The 23,635-nt window shown below is 71.3% G+C and carries 23 protein-coding genes; 10 read left to right on the plus strand and 13 right to left on the minus strand.

Annotated features, from left to right (window positions below; translation table 11 throughout):
• Window positions 1-90: 90 nt before the first annotated feature.
• Entirely contained in the window at window positions 91-654 is a 564-nt protein-coding gene (locus Aph01nite_RS12440) for a TetR family transcriptional regulator (RefSeq protein ID WP_239161617.1), read from the plus strand.
• Complete coding sequence (locus tag Aph01nite_RS12445) at window positions 651-1,796, plus strand: FAD-dependent oxidoreductase (RefSeq protein ID WP_204040988.1); 1,146 nt, start codon at window positions 651-653, stop codon at window positions 1,794-1,796. Before Aph01nite_RS12440 ends, Aph01nite_RS12445 begins: the two co-directional genes overlap by 4 nt.
• Here the strand turns inward: Aph01nite_RS12445 and Aph01nite_RS12450 are convergent.
• Entirely contained in the window at window positions 1,784-2,752 is a 969-nt protein-coding gene (locus Aph01nite_RS12450) for an ArsR/SmtB family transcription factor (RefSeq protein WP_204040989.1), read from the minus strand. The genes Aph01nite_RS12445 and Aph01nite_RS12450 overlap by 13 nt on opposite strands.
• A 60-nt stretch (window positions 2,753-2,812) precedes the next feature.
• Between Aph01nite_RS12450 and Aph01nite_RS12455 the strand changes: the two genes are divergently transcribed.
• Window positions 2,813-3,988, plus strand: a complete 1,176-nt coding sequence (locus Aph01nite_RS12455) for an MFS transporter (RefSeq protein WP_204040990.1) — start codon at window positions 2,813-2,815, stop codon at window positions 3,986-3,988.
• Window positions 3,989-3,991: 3 nt separating this feature from the next.
• Here Aph01nite_RS12455 and Aph01nite_RS12460 read toward each other — a convergent pair whose 3' ends face one another.
• The gene (locus tag Aph01nite_RS12460; RefSeq protein WP_204040991.1) at window positions 3,992-4,342 is read right to left on the minus strand and encodes a hypothetical protein; all 351 of its coding nucleotides are present in this window, start codon (window positions 4,340-4,342) and stop codon (window positions 3,992-3,994) included.
• 172 nt (window positions 4,343-4,514) lie between these two features.
• The gene (gad, locus tag Aph01nite_RS12465; protein ID WP_204040992.1) at window positions 4,515-5,864 is read right to left on the minus strand and encodes a glutamate decarboxylase; all 1,350 of its coding nucleotides are present in this window, start codon (window positions 5,862-5,864) and stop codon (window positions 4,515-4,517) included.
• A gap of 226 nt (window positions 5,865-6,090) precedes the next feature.
• Here gad and Aph01nite_RS12470 point away from each other — a divergent pair, with 226 nt between their 5' ends.
• Together Aph01nite_RS12470 and Aph01nite_RS12475 are read left to right on the plus strand one after the other, a co-directional pair.
• The gene (locus Aph01nite_RS12470) at window positions 6,091-7,272 is read left to right on the plus strand and encodes an MFS transporter (RefSeq protein WP_204040993.1); all 1,182 of its coding nucleotides are present in this window, start codon (window positions 6,091-6,093) and stop codon (window positions 7,270-7,272) included.
• 49 nt (window positions 7,273-7,321) lie between these two features.
• Entirely contained in the window at window positions 7,322-7,816 is a 495-nt protein-coding gene (locus Aph01nite_RS12475) for an FBP domain-containing protein (protein ID WP_204040994.1), read from the plus strand.
• Here Aph01nite_RS12475 and Aph01nite_RS12480 read toward each other — a convergent pair.
• Window positions 7,809-8,579 carry a putative protein N(5)-glutamine methyltransferase gene (locus Aph01nite_RS12480; protein WP_204040995.1) on the minus strand — a complete coding sequence of 257 codons (771 nt, stop codon included), beginning with the start codon at window positions 8,577-8,579 and terminating at the stop codon, window positions 7,809-7,811. The genes Aph01nite_RS12475 and Aph01nite_RS12480 overlap by 8 nt on opposite strands.
• 253 nt (window positions 8,580-8,832) lie before the next feature.
• Here Aph01nite_RS12480 and Aph01nite_RS12485 point away from each other — a divergent pair, with 253 nt between their 5' ends.
• Together Aph01nite_RS12485 and Aph01nite_RS12490 are read left to right on the plus strand one after the other, a co-directional pair.
• Window positions 8,833-9,807, plus strand: a complete 975-nt coding sequence (locus Aph01nite_RS12485; RefSeq protein WP_204040996.1) for a WD40 repeat domain-containing protein — start codon at window positions 8,833-8,835, stop codon at window positions 9,805-9,807.
• 45 nt (window positions 9,808-9,852) lie between these two features.
• The gene (locus Aph01nite_RS12490) at window positions 9,853-10,776 is read left to right on the plus strand and encodes an aminoglycoside phosphotransferase family protein (protein WP_204040997.1); all 924 of its coding nucleotides are present in this window, start codon (window positions 9,853-9,855) and stop codon (window positions 10,774-10,776) included.
• Here Aph01nite_RS12490 and Aph01nite_RS12495 read toward each other — a convergent pair.
• From Aph01nite_RS12495 to Aph01nite_RS12510, 4 genes are all read right to left on the minus strand, one after another.
• Window positions 10,757-12,997 (minus strand): polysaccharide lyase 8 family protein, encoded by a 2,241-nt coding sequence (locus Aph01nite_RS12495; RefSeq protein WP_204040998.1) that lies wholly within the window; start codon window positions 12,995-12,997, stop codon window positions 10,757-10,759. The two genes, Aph01nite_RS12490 and Aph01nite_RS12495, sit on opposite strands and share 20 nt — an antisense overlap.
• 74 nt (window positions 12,998-13,071) lie before the next feature.
• Window positions 13,072-13,893 carry an ion transporter gene (locus Aph01nite_RS12500; protein ID WP_204040999.1) on the minus strand — a complete coding sequence of 274 codons (822 nt, stop codon included), beginning with the start codon at window positions 13,891-13,893 and terminating at the stop codon, window positions 13,072-13,074.
• 92 nt (window positions 13,894-13,985) lie between these two features.
• Window positions 13,986-15,443: a hypothetical protein gene (locus tag Aph01nite_RS12505; protein ID WP_204041000.1), complete on the minus strand. Its 1,458-nt coding sequence runs from the start codon at window positions 15,441-15,443 to the stop codon at window positions 13,986-13,988.
• Window positions 15,444-15,547: 104 nt separating this feature from the next.
• Window positions 15,548-16,387 (minus strand): hypothetical protein, encoded by an 840-nt coding sequence (locus Aph01nite_RS12510; RefSeq protein ID WP_204041001.1) that lies wholly within the window; start codon window positions 16,385-16,387, stop codon window positions 15,548-15,550.
• Between the two features lie 210 nt (window positions 16,388-16,597).
• Between Aph01nite_RS12510 and Aph01nite_RS12515 the strand changes: the two genes are divergently transcribed.
• Window positions 16,598-17,710, plus strand: a complete 1,113-nt coding sequence (locus Aph01nite_RS12515; RefSeq protein WP_239161618.1) for a glycerophosphodiester phosphodiesterase — start codon at window positions 16,598-16,600, stop codon at window positions 17,708-17,710.
• A gap of 123 nt (window positions 17,711-17,833) precedes the next feature.
• Here Aph01nite_RS12515 and Aph01nite_RS12520 read toward each other — a convergent pair whose 3' ends face one another.
• Window positions 17,834-18,751 (minus strand): NADP-dependent oxidoreductase, encoded by a 918-nt coding sequence (locus tag Aph01nite_RS12520; RefSeq protein WP_204041002.1) that lies wholly within the window; start codon window positions 18,749-18,751, stop codon window positions 17,834-17,836.
• Between the two features lie 202 nt (window positions 18,752-18,953).
• On the opposite strand from Aph01nite_RS12520, the gene Aph01nite_RS12525 reads away from it, so the two are divergent.
• Window positions 18,954-20,156, plus strand: a complete 1,203-nt coding sequence (locus tag Aph01nite_RS12525; RefSeq protein WP_204041003.1) for an MFS transporter — start codon at window positions 18,954-18,956, stop codon at window positions 20,154-20,156.
• Window positions 20,157-20,225: 69 nt separating this feature from the next.
• On the opposite strand, the gene Aph01nite_RS12530 is transcribed toward Aph01nite_RS12525, so the two are convergent.
• Window positions 20,226-20,771, minus strand: coding sequence for a hypothetical protein (locus Aph01nite_RS12530; RefSeq protein WP_204041004.1), 546 nt, complete (start codon window positions 20,769-20,771; stop codon window positions 20,226-20,228).
• A 65-nt stretch (window positions 20,772-20,836) separates the two neighbouring features.
• On the minus strand, window positions 20,837-21,577 hold the full coding sequence (locus Aph01nite_RS12535; protein WP_204041005.1) for a GntR family transcriptional regulator: 741 nt from the start codon (window positions 21,575-21,577) through the stop codon (window positions 20,837-20,839).
• A gap of 203 nt (window positions 21,578-21,780) precedes the next feature.
• Between Aph01nite_RS12535 and Aph01nite_RS12540 the strand changes: the two genes are divergently transcribed.
• Window positions 21,781-22,650 (plus strand): isocitrate lyase/PEP mutase family protein, encoded by an 870-nt coding sequence (locus Aph01nite_RS12540; RefSeq protein ID WP_204041006.1) that lies wholly within the window; start codon window positions 21,781-21,783, stop codon window positions 22,648-22,650.
• Between the two features lie 42 nt (window positions 22,651-22,692).
• Here the strand turns inward: Aph01nite_RS12540 and Aph01nite_RS12545 are convergent, their stop codons facing one another.
• Complete coding sequence (locus Aph01nite_RS12545; RefSeq protein WP_204041007.1) at window positions 22,693-23,178, minus strand: NUDIX hydrolase; 486 nt, start codon at window positions 23,176-23,178, stop codon at window positions 22,693-22,695.
• A 22-nt stretch (window positions 23,179-23,200) separates the two neighbouring features.
• Window positions 23,201-23,635 (minus strand): amino acid--tRNA ligase-related protein (locus tag Aph01nite_RS12550; RefSeq protein ID WP_307836774.1); only part of this gene is annotated, 435 nt, incomplete at its 5' end.

Consider the following 23,635-nt stretch of genomic DNA (forward strand, 5'->3'; position numbering starts at 1 on the left):
CGTATCCGGTGCCCGAGACGACTGACGCCTGCCTCGCAAGCGTATTGCCATCCGGCTGAACGTTTGTTTAGCATGCTGAACATGTGTTCAATGCATGCGGATCTCACCGCGCGCGCCGTTATCCGCGACCGCGCTCTGGAGCTGTTCGCCGCGCGCGGCCCGGACGGGGTGAGCGTGCGTGCCGTCGCCGCCGCAGCCGGGGTCTCGCCCGCGCTCGTCATCCATCACTTCGGCTCCAAGGACGGGCTGCGCGCGGCGGTGGACGACCACGTCGCGGCGGCCTTCGACGGCCTGCTCGGCGAGGCGCCCGACGCCGCCTCCCTCGCCGAGACGATGCTCCGGGAACTGCCCGCCGGATCGCCCGCCTACCTGCGGCGGCTGCTGCTGTCCGGCGACCCGGCCGGCACGGCGATCTTCCGCCGCTGGTACGAGGTGACCCGGTCCGCGACCCAGGCGATGATCGCCGCGGGGACGATGACCGAAGGCCGGGACCCCGTCGTGCGCGCGGCCTTCCTGATGGTCAACGACCTGGTCCTGCTGCTGGTGCGCGACCAGCTCGCGGAGGTGCTCGGCGTTGATCCGCTCGGCGCCGAGGGCATGGCCCGCTGGGCCGGGGAGGCTCTGACGGTCTACCGGGAGGGGATCTTCCGATGAGGGTCGTGATCTGCGGCGCCGGCATCGCCGGCCTGACCCTGGCCTGGTGGCTGCGGCGGGCCGGAGCGGAGGTGCTCCTGGTGGAGAAGGCCGCCGGGCCGCGCAGCGACGGCTACATGATGGACTTCTTCGGCTCCGGCTACGACGTCGCGGAACTCATGGGCCTCCTGCCGGACCTGCGGGCGGTCGCCGCCGACATCACCGAACTCGCGTATGTGGACCGCCGCGGCCGCCGTACCGGCGGAATCCGGTACGAGACGTTCTCCCGCCTGCTGCGCGGGCGCGTGCTCAGCCTCATGCGCGGCGACCTCGAACAGGTCCTGCGCGCCGCGCTTCCCGGAATCCCCATCCGGTACGGCACCAGCGTGACCGCCTACCGGGAGACCCCGGCCGGGATCGACGTGGACCTCGCCGACGGCGGCACCGAGTCCGCGTCCTGGCTGGTGGGGGCGGACGGCATCCACTCGGTGGTGCGCCGGGCGGCGTTCGGCCCCGAAGCCGGGTTCCTGCGTCCGCTCGGCTATCACACCGCTTCGTATCTGCTGGACGACCCCGGTCTCAGCGCGGCGATCGGCCGCAGGTTCGTCCTGGTCGGCGTGCCGGGCCGGCAGGCCGGTCTCTACCCGGCCAGGTCGGGCCGGCTGGCCGCCTCCCTCATCCACGCCGGGGACCGGCTCCCGGAGGATCCGCGCGCCGAGATCCAGGCCGTCTACCGGGGGCTGGGCGATCTGGTGGAGCGGGCGCTCGCGCACTGCCCGCCGGACCCGTACTACGACCACGTCGCCCAGGTGGTGATGCCGGGGCCGTGGCACTGCGGGCGGGTGGTGCTGCTCGGCGACGCGGCGTACGCGGTGTCGCTGATGGCCGGTCAGGGCTCCTCGACCGCCATGGGCGGCGCGTACCTGCTGGCGGAGGCCCTGCGCACCGGTGACGTGGCCGGATACGAGGAGCGCATGCGCCCGTTCGTCGCTGGAAAGCAGCGGGCCGGCCGGGACACCGCCGACTGGATGGTGCCGCACCGGCACTGGCAGATCGCCGTGCGCAACCGGGTGTTCAGCCTGGCGGGCCTGCCCGGCGCGTCGGCCCTGGCAAGCCGCGCGCTCGCGCGGCTGGGCGCCAGCGTCGTCGATCAGCGGGCCTGAGCCGCGACGAGGACCTCGCCCGCGTCCGTGCGGTAATACAGGACCGATCGCCCGGAACGCCGTCGCTGCACCAGCCCCGCGTCCAGCAGGACCTTGAGGTGACGGCCGACCGAGCCGAGTCCCTGGCCGGTCAGGGCCACCAGGTGGGAGGTGCTCTTCGGGCTGCCGAGCAGCATCAGGACGGCCGCTCGCCCGCCGCCCAGCAGCCGCGCCAGCGCGTCGGGGACCTGCCCGGCCCCGGGTTCGGCCAGCACGCCGGAACACGGGTAGACGATGGAGAAGCGGCGGTCGCTGCTCCAGGAGACCCAGCCCATACGGGGGGTCACGGGCACGAACATGAGCCGCGCGTCCGTCACGTCGCGCGGCGGATAGTCCAGGGTGTTGATCTGGAGGCGGTTCTCGCCCAGCCAGCGCATGCCGGGCCGCATGTCGTCCAGCGCCGCCGCCCAACCGCGCTGCCCCAATTGGCCGGTACGGGCGACGATGTCGGCCTCCAGGACGCGCCGCCGCCTCGGCCAGTAGGGCAGTACGGTCTCCGCCCACACCCATTCCAGCAGGCCGGCGGCGCGTTCCGCGAGGTCGTCCCGGCGCAGCGCCGCCGGGAGAGAGCCGCGCAGCGACACCTCCAGGTCGGCGTGCACGACGTCGGGCGGCGTACGCCGGATGCGGTCGATCTCGTCGGAGAAGTCCGGGGCGTCGTCGGACGGCGGCGTGGGCGTGAGGAAGTCGGCGATCCAGTGGTTCCCCCAGGCCGCGCGCAGCAGCAGCGCCGTGATCGGGTCGCCCGCCAGCCTGGCCTCGTACGCGGGGGAGTGCGCGTCCAGCCAGACGCGTTCGCCCGGATTGCGGGCCCGGCCCTTGTGCAGGGCGAACATGCACGCGGACGCTTCGGCCGCCGCGGAGACCACGAACCGGCTCCCCGCCATCGTGTCCGCGTTGACCTGCCACAACCCCATCGTTTCGCCTCCCCGCGAAACAATAACGCCCACGCGGCGGCACCCCGGAGACTTCCCGGCATGCGCACCTACCGGGATCTCTTTCGCGTGCCCGAATTCAAGCCCCTCTTCACCGTCGTATCCGTACAGGTCGGCGCGTCGACCGTGAGTGGTCTGGCGCTCGGCGTGCTCGTCTACGGCGCCACCCGTTCGCCGCTGCTGTCGGCGCTGAGCATGTTCGGCCCGTCGTTCGCCCAGATGATCGGCGCGCTGGCCCTGCTCTCCGCGGCCGACCGGCTTCCGCCGCGGGCCGCCATGACCGCGATCGCCCTGGTCTTCGCCGCCGGTACGGCCGCCCTCGCCATCCCGGGCCTGCCGCTCTGGGCCACCTTCGCGATCATCTTCACGCTCGGCCTGGTCGCTTCCGTCGGCGGGGGCGTACGCTTCGGGCTGCTCAACGAGATCCTCCCCAAGGACGGCTACCTGCTCGGCCGCTCCACGCTCGGCATGTCCGTCGCCGTCCAGCAGATCGCCGGGTACGCCCTGGGCGGCCTGCTCGTCACGCTGCTGACGCCCGCCCTGACCCTGCTCACCGGTGCCGCCCTCTACCTCCTGGCGGCGGTGATCGCCCGGGTGGGTTTCACCGCCCGCCCACCCCGCGCGACCGGCCGTCCATCCATCCGGGAGACCTGGCGCACCAACCGTACGCTCTGGTCGGCCAAGCCCCGCCGCTACCTCTACCTCGCGCTCTGGGTGCCGAACGGCCTGATCGTCGGCTGCGAGTCGCTGTTCGTCTCCTTCGACCCGGTCCACGCCGGCCTGCTGTTCGCCGGAGCCGCGCTCGGCATGCTCGCGGGCGACGTCACGGCGGGCCGTTTCATGACGCCGTACTGGCGGGCGCGCCTGGGTGCCCCCCTGCGTCTCCTGCTCGCCGTCCCCTACCTGGTCTTCTTCATCGAGCCGCCGTTCCCCGTCGCCCTGCTCGCCGTCACCCTGGCCAGCGTCGGCTTCTCCGCCAGCCTCCTGCTCCAGGAACGCCTCCTGGCCCTCACCCCCGACCACATCGGCGGCCAGGCCCTCGGCCTGCAGTCCTCCGGCCTCCTCACCATGCAGGGCGTCGGCGCCGCCATCGCCGGTACGGTCGCCCAGTTCACCGACCCGGCCGCCGCGATGGGCGTCATGGCCGTCGCCTCGGTCGCCGTCACCCTGCTCCTGGCTCCCGGGCTCGCCGCCGGCCGGGAACGGGTTCCGCGCTAGGGCTCACCCGGTGGCCGCGGCCGTCCGGCCGGTCAGCACGATCGGCAGGGCGGCCATGGCCGGGGCCAGGGTGAACAGGACGACGGCCAGGATCGGGTCGCCGTTGTTGTCGATCGCGGCGAACGCGGCCGCCAGCGCGTACGCGACGACGGCGAAGGCGAGGAACGGGGGGACGGCGCGCCAGCGGGTCCAGGTCGCCGCGAAGGCGAGCAGGACGAGGGACTGGGCGGTCAGCATGAGGAGGATGGAGCGCGAGGTGCCGTCGGGCGCGTCGTCGGCCAGGTTCTGGACCGACACCAGGAGCCAGGGGGCGACCGTGAAAAGCCCCAGGAGAGAACACCAGCGACGAGGCATGCGCACCTTCCAAACGTGGCGGATCCGCCACTATTGGGTGAGTATCACCTATCGCAGCGAAGAAAATCGAGTGCCTGTTGAGGCCAGGGTGGGACAAATCGCAATTTGGGTCCTTCCTAATGGCCAGGCATGGACGGAAATGACGGGATTTGGCGGGATGTCGCCCGGTCGGCTAATGGTGGAAGCCGACGTGGGGGCGTTTCGCGGTGGTTCCGGTGAGTTCTTTGACCGCCCGGCGGATATCGTCCGCGAGCAGTGCGATCACCTCGCGGCTGATGCCGTGCCGGACGAGCACCCGCTGCACGACCGTTTCCTGCCGATCCGGCGGCAGTGGATACGCGGGCACCTGCCAGCCGTTGACGCGGAGGCGGGCGGACAGGTCGTACAGGGAGAATCCGGCGTCCTCCGTGGTGGTGTAGCAGACGGCGGGGAGGCCGCCGCGGCCGTCGTACAGGAGGGTGAAAGGGCCCAGGCGGTCGAGGCGCCGGGCCAGGTGGGCGGCGGTGTCGAGGCAGACGCGCTGGATGGCGGTGTAGCCTTCGCGGCCCAGGCGCAGGAAGTTGTAGTACTGGGCGACGATCTCCCCGGCCGGGCGGCTGAAGTTGAGGGCGAAGGTCGGCATCTGGCCGCCCAGGTAGTCGACGCGGAAGACGAGGTCCTCCGGGAGCATCTCGGCGGAGCGCCAGACCACCCAGCCGACGCCGAGCGGGGCCAGCCCGTACTTGTGGCCGGAGGCGTTGATCGAGGCCACCCGGGGGACGCGGAAGTCCCATTCCAGGTCGGGCTGGACGAACGGCGCGATGAACCCGCCGCTGGCGGCGTCCACGTGCACCGGGATGTCCAGCCCGGTGCCGGCCTGGATGGCGTCCAGTTCGGCGGCGAGGGCCGCGACCGGTTCGTAGTCGCAGGTGAAGGTGACGCCGAGGATGGCGACCACGCCGATGGTGTTCTCGTCGACGTGGGCGCTCAGCTGGTGGGGCCGCAGGCCGGTCGCGCCCGGTTCCAGCGGGACCTGCCGGAGTTCGACGTCGAAGTAGCGGGCGAACTTCTCCCAGCAGACCTGGACGGGACCGCACACCAGGTTGGGACGGCCGGTTCCCCGCCGCGCGCGCCAGCGCCACTTGAGCGCGAGCCCGGCCAGCATGGCCGCCTCGCTCGATCCCGTCGTCGAGCAGCCGACCGAGCGGGCGCCGCTCGGGCGGTTCCACAGATTGGCCAGGATGTGCACGCACCGCTTCTCGATCTCCGCCGTGCGCGGATACTCGTCCTTGTCGATCATGTTCTTGCCGAGGCAGTCGTCCATCAGCCGGTGGATTTCCGGTTCCGTCCAGGTCGTACAGAATGTGGCGAGATTCTGTGAGGAATTGCCGTCGAGGGCGAGTTCGTCCCGGATCAGGGCGTAAACCGTGCGGGGGTCGTTGGGTTCGTCGGGAATGGCGAGTTTCGGCAGGGTACGCCGGCCGAGATGCCCGGAGTAGATGTCCTCGTACTCATCCTCGGCGAGGTCGGTGGCGTGCAGCATGCCCAGGTCCTGCCCGCTCCGAAGGCCGGTTCTTCGCGCATTGACCGGAAATATTCCAGAGGCATTTCAAACACACGACAGAGTCAATCTCATTACAGAGCGTAGTTGGATATTTGGTGCAAACGGGGAATCTTCATCGGAGGGCGCCGGGAGTGGGGATCTTGGCGAGGGGGGCTCATGTGTGCCACGCTTCGCCCATTGTTTGCATGATCTGTCTGGGGGACTTGTGAGCTTTCTGAGTAGCTCACTGCGGGTGCCGGTGGCGCTGGCATACGCGGGGTTCGTACTGGTCGGGCTGAGCGCCGGCGCCAACGGGGTGCTGCTGGCGGCGCAGATCGACGACTACGGCGTGGAGAAGGCGACGATCGGGATCACCTTCTTCACCTTCTCGGCGGGCTTCATGCTCGCCGGCGCCACCTCGGGCGCGCTGATCAACCGGCTCGGCACCCGGCTCGCCCTGGCCGCGGGCGGCGGCGCGTTCCTGGCGGCCAGCCTGTACATGGCCCTCCGGCCGTCCTTCGTCTGGTTCGTCATCGTCCAGGTCCTGGCCGGGTACGGCACCGGCCTGCTGGAGTCGGTGCTCAACGCGTACCTGGCGGAACTGCCGTCGGCCACCACGCTGCTCAACCGCCTGCACGCTTTCTTCGGTGTGGGAGCGCTCCTGGGGCCGCTGCTGGCCGCCTGGATGCTGGAGTCCCTGCCGTGGACGGCGGTGATGCTGGCACTCGCCCTCGTCTCCGTCCCGCTGATCATCGGGTACGTGGCCACGTACCCGCGCCGCCCCCTCGGGACCCACGCGGAGAACGAGCCTGGAGACGGGCCGAAGACCCGGCTCCTGCCCACGGTCCTGCGCATGCCCGTCGTCCTGCTGGCCTCACTGTTCCTCTCCGTGTACGTCGGGCTGGAGATCGGCGTCGGCAACTGGGGATTCACCTTCCTCGTGGAGGAGCACGGCCAGGCCGACCTGACCGCCGGATACACCGTCAGCGGCTACTGGCTCGGCCTCACCCTGGGCCGCTTCCTGATCAGCCCGATCGCGGACCGGTTCGGCGTCGGCGCCACCGGCATGACCTTCGGCTGCCTGGGCGGGGTGGCCGCGGCCGCGGTGCTGATCTGGGTCGCGCCGGTGTTCGCGGTGGCCGCGATCGGGTTCGTGCTGATGGGCTTCTTCCTCGGCCCGCTCTTCCCGACCGCCATGGCCGTGGTGCCCAACCTCACCGCCGACCGGCTGGTGCCCACCGCGATCGGCGTGATGAACGGATTCTCGGTCGTCGGCGGCGCCGCGCTGCCGTGGTTGGCCGGGGCCGTCGCCCAGAACGTCGGCGTCTGGACGCTGATGCCGTTCGCCCTCATCCTGGCGCTGGTCCAGATCGTCGTCTGGCGGATGATGGTCAGCCGCTGGCGGTGACGCCCAAAACCAGATGACGCCGCCTAGGGCCGCCGCTAGCTTCGATGGCATGAAAGCAGTCACTGAGCAGGACATTCGTGGGTCGTTCGTCAACTGTTCCAAGGGGGAGGCCAAACGGCTGACCGTACCGAGGGATCTGGCTGAGCGGCCTTGGGAGGACCTGGACTTCCTGGGGTGGTTGGATCAGGCCGCGCCGGATCGCAGTTACCTCGTCACCGAGTACGAGGGCCGGCTGGTCGGGGTGGCGTTGCGTTTTCCCGCGCAGCAGCGGGCGTTCCTGCAACGCAGCATGTGCTCGTTGTGCCAGACCACGCATCCCGGGAACGGAGTGTCCCTGATGACCGCCCGCAAGGCGGGCCCGGCGGGACGGGAGAGCAATTCCGTCGGCGTCTACATGTGCACCGACATGGCGTGCTCGCTGTACGTACGCGGGAAGAAGATCCCTGACGTGGGCGGCAGGTTCGAGGAGACGCTGACCGAGGCCGAACTGATCGAGCGCACCCAGGGACGCCTGTCGGCGTTCCTGGGCAGGCTCTTCAGCTGACCGGGGCGCCGATCACGACGGTGGCGTCGAGGTCGTCGGAGCTCGTCACCCGGGGTGTCATGCCGTGCGCGGCCATCGCCTCGGCGGTGCCCGCGGCCTGCCGGGCGCTGGTCTCGACCAGCAGGTGCCCGCCGGGGGCGAGCCAGCGCGCCGCCTCCGCGGTCACCCGCCGGACCACGTCCAGGCCGTCCGCGCCGCCGTCGAGGGCGACCATCGGCTCGTGGACGCGGGCCTCGGCCGGCAGCAGCCCGATCGCCCCGGTGGGGACGTAGGGGGCGCTGGCCACCAGCAGGTCGACGCGTCCCCGCAGGTCCGGCGGGAGCGGCTGGTAGAGGTCGCCCTGGTACACGGGGGCGTCGAGGTTGCGCCTGGCGCACCGTACGGCGGCGGGGTGGATGTCGACCGCGTGCAGTTCGGCGCGGGTGAGCGCGGCGGCCAGGGCCGCGCCGACCGCGCCGGAGCCGCAGCACAGATCCACGACCACCGCCCGGTCCGCGGCCAGGCTCAGCGCCTGCGCGACCAGGAACTCGGTACGGCGGCGCGGCACGAACACCCCCGGATCCACCGAGATCCGCAGACCGCAGAATTCCGCCCAGCCGAGCACATGCTCCAGCGGGAGCCCGGCGACGCGCCGGTCGACCATCCCCGCGAGATCACCCGGGGTGGCGGCGGTGGAGACGAGAAGTTCCGCCTCGTCCTCGGCGAAGACGCAGCCTGCGGCGCGCAGCCGGATGACGATGGCGGGGAGAGTGAGAAGCGACATGCGAGCCTTCCGGGAAGCCGAAGGGCGCCCTCACCGGAGACGGTCACGAGAGGAGAGCACCCGGCCTGAACTGGTTGAAATGGGTCTCACCTCCTCTGTACGCATCGCCAGACTACCCCACCCGCCCCCGCTTCTGACACACGCTCCGACCAGAGGTCAGCGCGCCGCCATCGTGTCCGACCCGTGACCAACCGGCCTCCCGCCCGCCGAGTCCAACGGAGTGACGGGGAAACGGACAGGGGGAGTGAACGGGATGAAGAAGATCAGGATTCTGGTGGCGCTGGCGGCCGTCCTGGCGGCGGTGCCGGGGGCACAGGGCACGGCACTGGCCGAACAGAAGCACCAGCGGGGGCACGGCGACAGTGTCCGCTACGCCTCGGCGAAGGCATGCGTCAAGAAGGACGGCAGCATCGTCCCCTGCGGGACCTGGCGGCTGGTGACGCACCACGGCAAGGTGATCCTGCTGCGGGACGCCCAGCTCAGAGCGCTGGACCAGAAGGGCAAGCCGATGACCGAAGCGACCGCGCCGGTGGCCGTCAGCGGCGACGGCCAGAAGATCGCGTACTTCCGGAAGGACGGGCGGCTGGCGGTACGCACGCTCCACGGCGAGGTCAGGCTGCTGCCCAAGGACACGCTGCCCGCCAGGACCGCCCAGCACGACGTGACCTTGCAGCTGTCCGACGACGGCGCCGTGCTCGCGGTCGCCGTCTCGCCGGGCACGACGCAGCTGTTCGCCACCGCCTCCGCCACGCGGCTCGGCCGGCTCGCCGAGGATCGTTACCTCCTCGGCTTCAGCGGCGACGGCGACCAGGTGCTGACCGGCGCCACCGGCACCGACGGGTCCCTGGGCGTGCACGACCTGTCCGGCCGTGTCCTGCGCCAGGTCACGCTGCCGGACTCGGTCGCCTACGGCGGTCCGTACGCGCTGCACGCCGACGGCACGACCATCGCGTCGCTGGTGTCCAGCCGTAAGATCGCCGTCTACGACCTGCTGTCCGGCAAGGTCACCGGCAACCGGCGGATCAAACTGCTGCCCAGGCACGGCACCGTCCACAAACTCGACTGGACCGGCGCCAAGCAGCTGACGCTGCACGTCTCGCAGCACTTCGAGAAGGCCCCGACCAAGGTCACGGTCCTCCGGCACGACGTGAAGTCCGCAACCACCGAGGTCCGCGACACGTACGACGTGCTGAGGGACACCTTCGTCTACGCCACCTGCGGCGGCTGACAAAACCCTTTGCGTGGCGGCGGGAAGGGCGGACACACTCTCGGGGTGATCGAGAGCCCGCACCTCGACGGACGCGCCGGCATCGACGCGGCACTGGTGAAGCGACTCATCGCGAGCCAGTTCCCGCAGTGGAGCGCCCTTCCCGTGACCCCGGTCGAGGTCGACGGGTGGGACAACCGCACCTACCGTCTCGGTGACGAGATGACGGTGCGCCTTCCCACCGCCGGCGGCTACGCCCCGGCGGTCGAGAAGGAAGACCGGTGGCTGCCGGTTCTCGCGCCCTCCCTGCCCGTCGCCATTCCCGCACCCCTGGCGAAGGGAGTGCCGGGCGAGGGGTACCCGTTCAGCTGGTCGATCCGCCGCTGGCTGGACGGCGAGACCGCCAGCCTCGACCGCATCGACGACCTGCCCGGATTCGCGGCCTCGGCCGCGGGCTTCCTCCTCGCGCTCCAGCGCGCCGACGCGACCGGCGGGCCGGCGGCGGGCGCCCACAGCTTCTACCGGGGCGCGCCGCCGGCCCGCTACGACGAGCAGACACGCCACAGCCTGGCCGTCCTGGACGGCCACATCGACACCGCCCTGGCCTCGGCGGTGTGGGACGCCGCACTCCAGGCGGCCCGGTCGGGGCCGCCGGTGTGGTTCCACGGCGACTTCGCGAGCGGCAACCTGCTGGTCAGGGACGGGAAGCTGGCCGCCGTCATCGACTTCGGGACGTCGGGCGTCGGCGATCCCGCCTGCGATCTGGTGATCGCGTGGACGCTGTTCTCGGGCGAGAGCCGGGAGACGTTCCGCCGCGCCGTCGGCCAGGATGCCGCCACCTGGGCGCGGGCGCGCGGCTGGGCCCTGTGGAAGGCCCTGATCACCCTGGCCGAGGACCTCGGCAAGGACGAACGGCGCGCCGCGATCAGCCGCCACGTCATCGGTGAAGTGCTCGCCGAGCACGCGGGGCTCAGGCGAAGGCCAGAGTGATCGACGAGCCGTGGTGATCGGACAGGCGGCCGAAGGTGACCGTGAGCTCGGGGCCGAGGCCGACGTCGGTGACCAGCGCGTGCGTCCGGAGGATCTCGCGCGCCGGGCGGGACCAGGTCACGGTCAGCTCGGCGAGGTCGCGGCGGGGGTCGGACACGGTCAGGGTGGCCGTGCCGTCGGAATGCTCCCGCGCGAGTACGGCGCAGGGCGCGGAAGCGGACAACGGGCCCGCCGTGCCGTCGTTCCAGAAGCTGGCGGCCACGATGCCGAGGGACGGCACGCGCACGGCCTGCTGACGCGCGGTGTTGGCCAAGACGGTCACCCAGGCGGGGTCGGCGGCGCGGGCCGAGGTCTCGTCCCGGCTCGCCCCGGGGAGAAGCATGTAGAAATATCCCGCCGAAGTGGGATCGGTGCCGTGGTCCAGCCAGAGGGTGACATAGTCGCGACGCACGAGGCCGTCGCCGCGTCGCTCCCGTAACGTCCGGGTTCCCGGCGGCAGGACGTACCCGCCGTGCCCGTCCAGATGCGCCCAGTTCCCTCCCATGACGAGCGAGTTGCCCGTCCTGCGGTTGTCCACGACGGTCTCGATGGGAACGCCGTCCGCGCCGGCTATCCCCGCGCCCAGGCAGACGACCGCGTCGTCGAGGAACACCCAGGACTTGAAGGCCTCCATCGAACTCTCCAGGCCGTACAGATGCTGGCCCACCGTCGCGTAGTGGCCGTCGGTCGCGCCGCCCACCCAGCGGCCCGGCGGGCACGTGTCCCCCCACCCCGCCCCCGCGCCGTCCGGCAGCCGCCGCGTGGACACCGTCGTCCCCGGCAGCCGGTACGGGTCGACGGTCGGCCAGAACGAGTCCGAGTACTGGTCGCCGTGCCCGGCCGCCCACCAGTAGAGCATCCCGGAACCGGTGTGCCAGCCGCGCAGGTTCTCCCCGTTGCCGTGCTCGTAGTGCCCGATCCGGTCCGAGGCCATGCTGAGGGCCGCGCACCATCCCGGCCGCCGGTGTACGGCCCGCGCGCTCATCGCCAGCAGCCGGTGCCCGTCCGGTTCGCCCGCCGCCGGGATCGTGTCGTCGGCCACGATCGCGGCGAGCCGGGCGTGGAAGCCCAGATCCTCCCGTTCCGCGGCTTCGAGCATGGGCACGTGGGTGTTCCGCCGCTCCCACCCTTTGACCATGCCCTGCCACCGCGCCCGTACGGCCGGCTCGGCCGTCTCGCCCAGCAGCAGGACCGAGGCGGCGATCTGCCGTCCCCGCTCGTGGTCCCCGAAGGGCCCGCGGTTGACGCCCCGGCCCCGGACCAGGTCCATGCAGAACCCGTTGTGGACGAACGGCGCGAACGACCGCTCCACCGTGTCGAAGACGGCCCGGTCGGTGATCTCCCAGGGGGAGCCGCGCAGCACCGCGACCATGGTGGCGACCCCGGCCAGCAGCGTCGACCCGTACGCGCCCTGGTACGGGATGAACGTGTGCTGGATGAACGACCCGTCGCGGTAGAAACCATCGCCTTCCTCCACCAGCGGGAAGACGGGGGAGAGGGCGGACACGGCCAGATCCGCCTTCTCCGGATCCGACCGGAGCATGGCGCGCAGCAGCATGACCAGGCACAGGTCCACCCGATTGGCTCCGGTGCTGTTGCCGCTGTAGCGGCGCAGCCGCCATTCCGGGACGAAATGGTCCACCGCGTCCCGGAGCCGCGCGCTCTGGCGGTCGCCCAGATGCGGTCCGATCAGCACGGCCGCGTCGAGCAGCCGTTTCGGGACGCCGATCTGCCAGTGCCACCAGTTGCCGACGGGTTCGGCTCCCGCGGCGTACACCCGCCGCCGGTAGTGGTCGATCCCCGCCGCGACGGCCGCCCCCAGCGCCGCGTCGCCGGTCACGCCGGTCCCGGGCAGCGCGAACGCCTGCGCCATCTCCCGCAGCCGCGCCGGTGTCGCCACGTACGAAGGAAACGGCAGATCACCCCAGAGCGAGCCGCCGGCCGGCGCCATCGTGTCCCGGTGCCGCGCCGCCTTCGCCCCGGCCGCCGCCAGCCTGGTCCGGTACGGCTCCGCCGTCACGTCGTACGCGGCCCCGGCGGTGACCTCCCGCCACCGCCGCCGTACCCCGATCAGCGAACTGTCCGGTGTGTGCGCGGGCTGTGCCGGGCTCAGCGCCCCGAACATTCCCGCCGCCGTGACCGCCCCGGCCCGCAGGAACAGCCGCCTGGAATGCCCTCTCACGCCAGAATTATGGCCCGGCCGCGGGCGGCGAGCCCTGCGGCGGAGCACATCGCTCCTGCTGCCTCGGGTGAGTCTCAGTCGGCGTGGGTACGGCCGTTGGCGGTGAGCTGGGCCTGCGGCGCCCGCGCGAGCAGCTGGTCGAGTTTGGCGTTCATCGCGGCCAGGTCCTGCTTGAGGGCCTCGATGTCGGCCTGGGCGCGGACCTCGGCGGGGGAGGGCTCGGCGTCGTTCATGGCGTTGACCACGACGGCGATGAACAGGTTCAGGGCCACGAAGGTGGAGATCAGGATGTAGGCGATGAAGAAGACCCACGCCCACGGCTTCTGCTCCATGACCTCCTGGGCGACGTTTCCCCAGTCGTCCCCCGTCATGATCTGGAACAGGGTGAACAGGGAGGTGGGCAGGGCGTCGAACCGCTCGGGCACGATCTCGCCGAAGAGCTTGGTGGCGATGACCGCCGCGATGTAGATCATCAGGAGCAGCAGGCCGATGATGGACGCCATGCCGGGCACCGCGGTCAGCAGCGCGCCGACCACGCGCCGCATGCTCGGCACCGCCGAGACCAGGCGGAGCGCCCGCAGGATGCGCAGCGCCCGCAGCACCGAGGTCGGTCCGGACGCGGGGATCAGGGCCAGCCCGACGATGACCGTGTCGAACCAGTTCCACGGGTCGGTCCAGAACTCCCGGCCGTACGCGTACAGGCGAGCCGCGATCTCCACGGTGAAGACGGCCAGCGCGACGCGGTCGATGACGTGGAGCAGGCCACCGGCCCGCTCCATGAGGTACGCGCTGGTCTCGCACCCGATGGTGACGGCGTTCACCACGATGAGGGCGATGACGGCCCGCTGCACGAACCGGTGTTCCAGGAATTGACGAACCCGCTGCCTAGTCGGCACGCACCGCTCCCCGGGGGTGAAGGGACACCAATCTCTTGATCATCTTACCGGTCGCAGGACCGGAGCCCGTGCGCTCACATCCGGAGTCTCGGTCAGCCCCCTGGCCGCGTCACCTCACCGAAAGTGTACGATTCTGTACTCAAAGTGAAATGGCCAGGTGGAACGGCCCTATCCACCGATGTCCGGATGATGTCCGCCGCCCTGGCTGTCAGCAGCACGCCCGTGACACACGCCACGACCCCCAGGACCCCCGCCAGCACGTCGGCGTGCCAGTAGTGCGAGAGCCCTCCGGCGCCCCACACGTGGTACGGCGCCATGAGCGCGAAGTAGACGGCGGGCCCGGTGGCCACGCCCATCGCCAGCGCCTGGGGTCGCGCCCGGTTCCGGACCGCGCATACGATCATGACGGTCAGGCTGGCGCCCACCAGGTAGAAACCCAGCACCAGGAAGATCGGCCGGTACTGCGTGTCGGTGACGAGCAGCCAGAACCCCGCCCAGAGGGCGAGCGCGGCGGCGGTGAAGTCGAGCCGTCGCAGCCCGGCGGCCAGCGCCGCCAGCCCGGCCGCCAAGGCGACCAGCAGCGCCCTCGTGGTGACGGACGCGTCGTATCTGCCCGGTGCCGTGAGGGACACCGCGGACTTCTCGTCGAAGCCCAGAGGCCCCCAGCCCAGCCGGCGCCAGACGCCGTACACGTCCCGGACGGCGATCCCGTCGGCGCCGTTGGCGACCACCACCACATGCCCGCCGGCCACCGGCTGGACCGCGATCCCCAGCGACTCGACCACCTCCGCGTCCTCGGGCAGGTCCGGCGGGTACGCCCGCCACAGCCGGTCCTGGTCGCCGGGGGAGATCTCCCACGACGTGGTCCACCGGTCGTTCCCGTACTCCTCGACCTTGAGCCGGCCGGGAACGGTCCGGTAGCAGCGGTTCCCCAGGCAGGCGAGGGACCGCGCGGCCGGGGGAATCTCCGGGTCGTGATGGAACCAGGACCTCCCGCCGTTGACGGAGGCCTGCCCGGTCGGGGTGCCGTCGGACGAGGGGCCGCCGTCGCGGACCGCCACGACGATCATCACCCCGCGCACCTCGACCGCGTAGGCGCCGGGCGGACTGTACCTGTACTGGCCGGTGGCCGCCACGGCCAGCACGGTGACCGGGACCACCGTCAGGGCCCGGACCAGGCGGACCGCGCCAGGGTCGGGGTGGTTCCAGACCCACCAGGCGGCGTAGAGGCACGGCAGGGCGACGAGATCGGTGGGGTCCGCGAGCACCTGGGACGGTCCCCAGACGAAGGTCCAGGCCTGCGAGGCCAGGGCGGCCCCGACCGCCGTGGTCTTGACCAGCGTGAAGACGGCTCCGGTCAGCACGATCGCCACCCGGGGGCGGCCGACGAGCAGGTTGAGCAGCGGCGGGGCGACGACCAGCCCGGCGAAGTCGCTGAGCTTTCCCGTCACCACCCCCGGCCAGAGCGCCTTGAACACGTGGTCGTTGAGCAGCAGGACCGCCACAGCCGCGACGGTCAGCGGATGGCCGAGCCAGGCCACATTCCTCATGCCTGGAGAGATGACGCGAACCCGCCCCGGGTTCGGGCCGGCCCGCATTCGTGATCGACCGGTGACCCGGCGCTAGGACCGGTAGACGATCTTCTCGCCGTACGTCATGACGGCTGCCGTGCCGCCGGCCACGCCGGCGAACCTCGGGGCTTCTCCTCCGGCGCGACCGCCACCTCGTGGGCGGATCGGGCCAGCCACACCGTGCTGACCACGCCGAAGGCGGACAGGAGGTGGATGAGGAGCCCGCCGGTCGCGGTGCCGATCACGTAGAGGAAGCCGAAGTTGATAACCGGGCCCGCCAGCGACAGCACGAGAGAGATCCGGCCGAGGGAGACGGTGATCTCGCTCCAGCGGCCGTCCTCGCGCTGCCCCAGGATGATCATGATCATCCAGCCGATGTGGGCCAGGCCGAGGGACATCAGGATCTGGGGGGCGCGCACGCCGGGCAGCTCGTCGACCGCGCTGGCGGCCACGGCCACCGCGTTGAGGCCGGCGAGGGTGAGGGCCAGCGCCCGGAAGGCGCCCGACCGGCCGGTGAGGACCAGGACGAACAGCACCTCCAGCGGGGTCCAGAGCACCAGGGTGAGCAGTTCGACGGCGGTGTCGGGGAGCAGTAGATCCCGCAGCGTCCAGAGGATGAGGTCATCGGCGACGGCCAGGTAGAGCAGGCGCCGCAGCCAGACGACCCGCCGGTCGGCTGGGCGTTCGCCGCGCGGCGGAAAGGAGAAGATCTGCCAGAACGCCCAGGCGCGCAGCATCAGCGTCGCGAAGAGCAGGACGAACAGCAGGACGATCGAGTCGTCCAGCTCGGAGGAGGTGCCGAAGGGGCTGTCGTCCAGGGGATACCAGGTGACGGTCAGCCACAGGGCGTCGGCGCTTCCGGTGACCGCGCTGACCACCGCCCCGACGGTCGCCGCCGCCAGGTAGAGCCCGACGACGATCAACCTCAAACGGTGACGGAACACGCCAGCAACCTCTCCTCAGACCGGAAAGAAGATCATAAGTGCTGGCAAATACCGACATTTACCGACTTCGGGGCGGGTCGGTGCGCGCAGCCGACCCCGGCCGCCCACTGATCGTTAACTGGCGAGACATTCCCGGGACAGGTGGCCTCGTTAGCGTTCCCGCGAGTTTCTACTGAAGGGGATGACGTGATGGGCAAGATGAGGCTGGCCGCCGCCGCGCTCGCGGTGGTCGTGGGAGGCACGCTGATGGTTCCGGGCAGCGCGACCGCTGACCGTTTCGGCGGTGAGCGGCACGGCGCCGACGCGCCGCTGATCATCGGGCACCGCGGGGCGCCCGCGTTCCGGCCCGAGCACACGCTGTTGTCGTACGAGGCGGCCGCCAAGATGGGCGCCGACTACATCGAGCCCGACCTGGTCTCCACCAAGGACCACGTCCTGGTCGCCCGCCACGAGAACGAGATCTCGGGCACCACCGACGTGGAGAGCCACCCCGAGTTCGCCGGCCGCCGGGTGACCAAGACGATCGACGGCGTGCCGATCACCGGCTGGTTCACCGAGGACTTCACCCTGGCCGAGCTGCGCACCCTGCGGGCCGAGGAGCGCATCCCCGACCTGCGCCCCGACAACACCGCCTACAACGGCCTCGCCCTGATCCCGACCTTCGACGAGGTCATCCAGCTGGCCAAGCGGTACGGCGTGGGCGTCTACCCCGAGACCAAGCACCCGACGTACTTCGACTCGATCGGCCTCTCCCTGGAGGAGCCGCTGCTGGAGACGCTCAACCGGAACGGCTGGGGCGACAGGCGCTCCCCGGTGTTCATCCAGTCCTTCGAGACCACCAACCTGAAGGAGCTGCGCACCCGCACCAAGCTGCCGATCATCCAGCTCATCAACGGCTCCGGCGCGCCGTACGACCTGGTCGCCGCCGGCGACCCCCGCACCTACAACGACCTGGTGACCCCGGACGGCCTCCGCGACATCGCCAGGTACGCCGACGGCATCGGCCCGGCCACCTCCCGGATCGTCCCCGTGGACGCCACCGGCAAGCTGGGCCAGCCGACCTCCCTCGTCCGGGACGCCCACCGCAGGGGCCTGAAGGTCCACCCGTTCACGGTCCGCGACGAGAACGCGCAGCTGCCGCTGGACTACCGGCTCGGCAATCCGGCCAGCCCGGCGTACCCCCGCGCGACCGGCGACGTCATGGGCTGGGTGGAGCGCCTCTTCGAGCTGGGCGTGGACGGCGTCTTCGCCGACGACCCGGGCCTGGCCCGCGCCACCCGCGACCGCCTGTTCGAGCGCTGATCGAGGTCTGATCACGCTGCCGCGTGCGGGGAGAGGGGCCCCGCACGCGGTCCGGCTCACGGGCGGACGTCCTCCGCCCGTCCCGCCTCGGATCGCGGCCCTCGCCGCGAGGGCCGCGCCCGGTCAGTAGGTGATGCCGATCTTGCCCAGGGTGCCGGCGGCGAAGCCGGCGATCGCCTGGGCGGCCTCCTCCAGCGGGTGGCTGCGGCTGATCGGCACGCGGATCCGGCCGGCGGCGGCGTCCTCGGCCAGCCGCCGCAGCGTGTCCGGCTGCGGGTCGGCGACCACCGAGACCAGCGCCGGATGCGGGGCGAGGGCGTACCCGAGGGTGGAGGCGATCCGGCCGCCCTCCGTCAGCAGGGCGGTCAGGGCGGCGGCGTCCCCGGCCAGGTGCACCACGGCGGGCACGCCCCCGGGCGCGATGGCGCGGACCTGGGCGGTCACGTCGCCGGAGTAGTCGACCACGTGCTCGGCGCCCAGGCCGCGGACGAAGTCGGCCTCCTCGCCCGGCCGCGCGGTGGCGATCACGCGGGCGCCGGCCGCGGCGGCGTACTGGATGGCGATCGCGCCCACGCCGCCGGTGGCGCCGGAGATCAAAAGGAACGTTCCCGGCTCGGGCTTGGCGGCGGTGAGCGAGTCCAGGGCGGTGGTCCCGGCCAGGCCGAGCGCGCCGGCGGTGGCCAGGCCGAGTCCTTCGGGGACGGCCGCCATGCCGTACCCGTCGCCGACGCTCAGGTAGTCGCCGTGCGCGCCGTCGCCGACGAACGGCTTCATCACCACCCCGAACACTTCGTCGCCGGGCGCGAAGCGCACCGCCCCCTCGCCGGTCGCCTCGACCGTGCCCGCGAAGTCCTTGCCCAGCACGACCGGGAACCGGTGCTCCATGAAGTCGCGCATGCCCCCGGCGAGCACCGCCAGGTCGAATCCGTTGACGGAGGACGCCCGCACCTTGACCAGCACTTCGCCGGGGGCCGGCTGGGGCACCGGCAGGTCGAGTAACGCGGGAGGGGAGTCGAAGCCGGGAAGAGCGATGGCGCGCATGGGGGTTCCCTTCAGGTGTGCACACGGAGAGTCCTCCGGTTACCACGGAGAATAGGACCTGATCGCTCCCGCCTTCCAGACACGATCGGCCGACTTTCTGGCACGACCCCCGACCGCCGCCCGGTGACCCGAAATGGCTAGAGTCGTCAGGCCGGAATCGAGCGTCGACGGTGGGTGAGCGCGGATAGCCAGCTCGGGATCGTTGTGGCGGGATCGCCACTTCACCATCTTCTGGGGCGCGCAGACGCTCTCCGTGGCGGGCGACTCGTTCGCGCTCATCGCCGTACCCCTGCTCATCCTGCACGCGACCGGGTCGGTCGCGCAGATGGGCCTGCTGACCGGGGTTTCGGGCACGGCGTCGGTGCTGGCTGGGATCTTCGCGGGCGTGCTCGTGGACCGGTTCGACCGGCGCAGACTGCTCATCGCCTGCGACCTCATCAGATTCGTCCTGTACGCGCTGATCCCGCTCGCCTGGGCGTTCGGCCCCCAGATCTGGCTGCTCTACGTGGTGCTCCCGCTCGCTGAGGCCGTCGGCATGGTCTTCCAGGTCACGTACGTGACGGCCGTACGCAATCTGGTCGGCGAGGAGCGCGTCACCGAGGCCAACGGCAGGCTCTACGCGACCGCCGCCGGGGCCGCCGTGCTCGGGCCGATGCTGGCCGGGGTGGTGTCGGGCTGGCTCGGCCTGATCGCCGCGGTCGCCGTCAACGCCGTCAGCTTCGCGGTGTCCGCGCTCGGCGTCTCCCTGATCACCCTTCCCCGTACGGTGGAGCCCGCCGTACGGGAGGAGAAGGTCTGGCGGGAGCTCGTGGCCGGGGCCGTTTTCCTGTGGCGGCATCCGGTGCTGCGCGCGCTGACCGTTCTGCTGTCGTTCTTCATCTTCCTGACGCTCGGGCTCACCGATGTCGTCATCTACCGGCTCAAACATGATTTGGGCCAGGCCGACACCGCCGTCGGCCTGGTCCTCGGCGTGGGCGCGGTCGGCACGATGGCCGGGGCCCTCGTGGTGGCGCGGGTACGCAGGGGCCTCGGATTCGGGCGCGCCTGGATCGGCGCCCTCGCCCTGGCCGGCCTGGCCATCGCCGGCCTCGCGTTCACCGGTTCCGCCTGGGGTGTGGCGGCCGTCATGGCCTGCTACCTCAGCTGCGTCAGCGTCGCGGGCATCTGCTCCATGTCGCTGCGCCAGACGGTCACCCCCGACCATCTCCTCGGCCGCGTCACCTCCGCGTTCTGGACGATCCACTTCTCGCTCGGCCCGGTCGGCGCGGCCGCGCTCACCTGGGGCGCGGCCCGTTTCGGCACCATTCCGGTCTTCCTGTGCGCGGGCGCCGGCTGCCTGCTGATCGCCGCCGCCGCCCTCTTCACGCCCGTACGCCGACGGAATCCGGAGATCGCGCCCGGGTGAGCGTCTCGCGGGGTATGACACGGGGCTGTCCGTCTCCGTGCCGGATACGCCGCGGAGCGTCCACCTCGGTCACGGTGTGGTCTTCACGCAGATGACGTACGCGTGCATTTCGGACCAGGTGTCGCCCAGGGGCCTCGCGGTGATCCACCACGCGTCCGCCTGCTCGCCCTCGGACGCGACGCGCTGGCCGCCCTCGTGGGCGATCGCGGGCGAGGACATGTTGAAGACCCACTCGGTCGCGACGATGCCGTTGAAGCCGCCGCCGGTGGCGACCTCGCCGGGCTCGCAGCGGGCGACCACATCTCCCGTCCCGCCGGTGTCGCTCGGGTAGATGCGTACCGTTTCGCCCTGCCGGACGACGGGGGTGCCCATGGCGGCCCCGGCCGGTCCAGCGGGTCCGGCGGGTCCGGGAGGTCCGGTCTGGTTCCAGGTGATCGGGGTTTCGAGGGGCAGGCAGCGCTGGTTCTTGGTTGGGTCGATCATTCGCAGGCTGCCGGTGAGTTTGCCGACGCAGCCGTGGAACTGCTCGGCGGGGGTCGCCGCGGAGGCCGCGCCGCCGCCGAGGGCGAGGACGCCCGCGGCCGCCAGCAGACCCAAGGTTCTCTTGCCAGTCATTGATCCTCCAGAAGTCTCCTAGAGGATCGATCTCCCGGCGGTACGGCACATGAGTACCCTCCTACTCATTCGGCCGCCGTACCGTCCTCGTCGCTGAACAGGCCGGACCTGCCGCGGCGGACCCGCCGCACGGTCAGGTTGAAGACGCCCGGGACGTAGTGTTCGCGGGAGACCAGGACGGGATGCCCGTCGGCCGAGCGTTCCGTCTGGTCGAGGCGCAGAATCGGGGTGTTCCTGCGGCAGCCGAGCGCGGCCGACATCTTGGTGTTGGCCAGGGCCGCCGTCACCTCCACGACGCCGCCGACCAGGTGGATGCCGCAGTCCCTTTCGAGGAAGCGGTAGATGGAGCCGCCGTCGTACTCGGGGGAGCCGCGGCGCACCAGGAGGTCCCACGGGATCACGTCGAGGGCGTGCGCGGCCGGGACGTCGTCCACCCGGATGACGCGTTCGACCGCGAAGACCTGGTCGTCGGGGTCGAGGCCCAGCACCCCGGCGATCCACGCTCCGGCGCTCTCCCGCCTGGCGCGCAGCACCTCGATGCCCAGGTGCTTCTTGGCGGCGAGCACCGCTTCCGTGACGCCGATGTCGAGGTCGAGCGAGGTCTCCACCCGGGGGCGCTGCTGGGCCACGAAGGTGCCCACGCCGTGCACGCGCCGTACCAGGCCGTCCGCTTCCAGGCCGCTGAGGATCTCCCGCAGGGTGGGCCGGCTGATGCCGTACTGCCTGGCCAGGACGGGTTCCGAGGGCAGGCGCTGGCCCGGCTGCAACCGGCCGTCGGAGATCTGCGAGACGAGCAGACCGCGCACCTCCTCGGAGAGCGGGAGCCGAGGCCCAGGACCGGAGGAAAAGGGACTTGCGGACATGCAATGCAAGATGTCAGACAACAAGCAGCGCGTCAAATACCCGAAATATCATAATAAATCCGGTTTAGGGGGATGGTCTGGCGTGACGTCGGAGGGCGAGTTCGCCGACGGTTGTAGCGTGGGAAGGACGGTGAGGGGGCACCGACATGAGCGAGCGGACGAGGCGGCTGCGCCGGTTGCTGGAGGACCCGAGGATCCTGGTCGCGCCGGGGGCGTACGACGGGACGGGGGTCCGGCTGGTCGAGGCGGCCGGGTTCCACGCCGTTTACCTCAGCGGCTTCCAGACCTCCGCCAGCGCGCTCGGGCAGCCCGACGTGGGCTATCTGACGGAGTCCCAGATGGTCGAACGGGTCGCCGCGCTGACGGACGTCACGGATCTGCCTTTGATCGCGGACGCCGACACCGGGTACGGCGATCCGGCGGGCGTGCGCCGTACCGTCCGGAGGTATGAGAAAGCCGGGGCGGCGGCGATGCACATCGAGGACCAGACCTGGCCGAAACGGTGCGGGCACCTGGCGGGGCGGCGGGTCGTCCCCAGGGAGACCATGATCGGGAAGATCAGGGCCGCGGTGGACGCCCGTACCGATCCGGATTTCGTGCTCATCGCGCGGACCGACGCCAGGACCGAGCACGGCCTCGAGGAGGCGCTGGACCGGGCCGCCGCGTATCACGAGGCCGGCGCCGACGTGCTGTTCGTCGAATCGCCCGAGAGCGAGGACGAGATGCGCCGGATCTGCGACGCCTTCCGCGGCATCGCGCCCGTGCTCAGCAACCAGATCGAGGGCGGCCGGACGCCGCTGCCGGGCGTGCGCCGGCTCCAGGAGATGGGCTACGCGCTGGCCCTGTTCTCGCTCGGCACGGCCTTCGCCGCCGCCAAGGGCATGAAGGACTACCTGGACACGCTGGCCGCGACCGGCGACACCCGGGTCGCGCTCGGCGGCATGCTCATGTTCGACGAGTTCAACAAACTCATCGGCCTCGACGAGTACGCCGAACTGGAGAACCGGTACGGCTGACCACCCGGCCACCTGCGGCCGGGCCATCCTCGGCTGAATCCGTCAGGTCGCCTCGTGCCAGGGCAGGACCACGGGCTCCCGCGCGGGCGGGTCGCCGCGCAGGAGGCGTTCCAGCAGGTCGGCGAGGCCGAGCGGAAGCACCCGCTCGGTGGCGGCGCGCAGTTCGGCGAGCGTCCACCAGTGGAACGAGTCGTACATGTTGCTCTCGAACTCCTCCATGCCGGAGATGTCCACCCTGAGTCCGGTTGCCCGTACCAGGAAGAAGGAGTCCTCCGCGCGGTAGAGGGTGCCGTCGGCGGCGGACCAGTGCCCGGAGCTGACCGCCACGACCGGGCCGACGGCGCCGGGGGCGATCACGTGTCCGGTCTCCTCGCGTAGCTCGCGGGCGGCGGCGACGGCCGCATCCTCGGCGGGACGCACGCCGCCGCCCGGGGTGTACCAGGCGTCCGCCGCCCGGAACAGCAGGACGCGTTCGTGCTCGTCGACGAGGAGCACGCGGGCGGAGGGACGGAAGATCGCATCGGCCACGGACGCCGAGGATACTCCCGCCCTACGGGGCCAGCCGGTGGAGGTCCCGCGGGAACAGCGTGACCTGGCGGACGTTCGGCACGTCGAGCAGGCGTGCCATGAAGCGCTCCAGCCCGAACGCGAACCCGCCGTGCGGCGGCATGCCGTGGCGCATCGCGGCCAGGTAGCCGGAATAGCCCGACAGGTCGGTCTCGCCGCGCTCGGTGAGCACCCGCACGTAGTCGGCGTGCCGGTGCAGCCGCTGGCCGCCGCTGACCAGCTCGAGGCCGCGGAATATCAGGTCGATCGCGCGCGAGTAGCCGGGCCGCGCCGGGTCCGGATGCGTGTAGAACGCGCGGTGCGCGGTCGGGTAGCCCTCCACGAACACGAAGTCCGAGCCGTGCTCGCGCAGCGCCCAGTCGCCGATCCACCGTTCGTGCGCGGGCGCCAGGTCGGGCTCCCCGGTCACGTCCTCGCC

This window comes from Acrocarpospora phusangensis (assembly GCF_016862995.1).
GTDB classification, from domain to species: domain Bacteria; phylum Actinomycetota; class Actinomycetes; order Streptosporangiales; family Streptosporangiaceae; genus Acrocarpospora; species Acrocarpospora phusangensis.